This window comes from Vibrio sp. 10N.222.52.B7, from assembly GCF_041474275.1.
Lineage (GTDB): Bacteria > Pseudomonadota > Gammaproteobacteria > Enterobacterales > Vibrionaceae > Vibrio > Vibrio crassostreae_C.
In genome coordinates, this window is sequence record NZ_JBFRTU010000814.1 from 1 (window position 1) to 254 (window position 254).

At 43.7% G+C, this 254-nt stretch carries 1 pseudogene; it reads left to right on the forward strand.

Features of this window, described 5'->3' with window-relative positions:
* Nucleotides 1-254 (forward strand): annotated as a pseudogene (locus AB4512_RS25430) (MFS transporter); the annotation flags it as partial.

A 254-nucleotide genomic window follows, 5' to 3' on the forward strand; every position in this document is an offset into this window, starting at 1 on the left:
TTATTGTACGTCGTGAATACACCACATATTACATATTGACCTTTCTAAGCGGGGCAAGAAGACAGATCTTTGTCGTGTTTGCAGGCTTACTCATGGTCACCAAATTCCATTACACGATCGCAATGATGGCCGCTCTATTTATGTTATCCAGCTTGTCCGCTACTGTTGCATTACCTGTGGTGGGTCGTTTTATTGACCGAGTAGGAGAAAAGAGATCTCTACTGATTGAGTATGCGGCGTTGATGTTGGTGTTC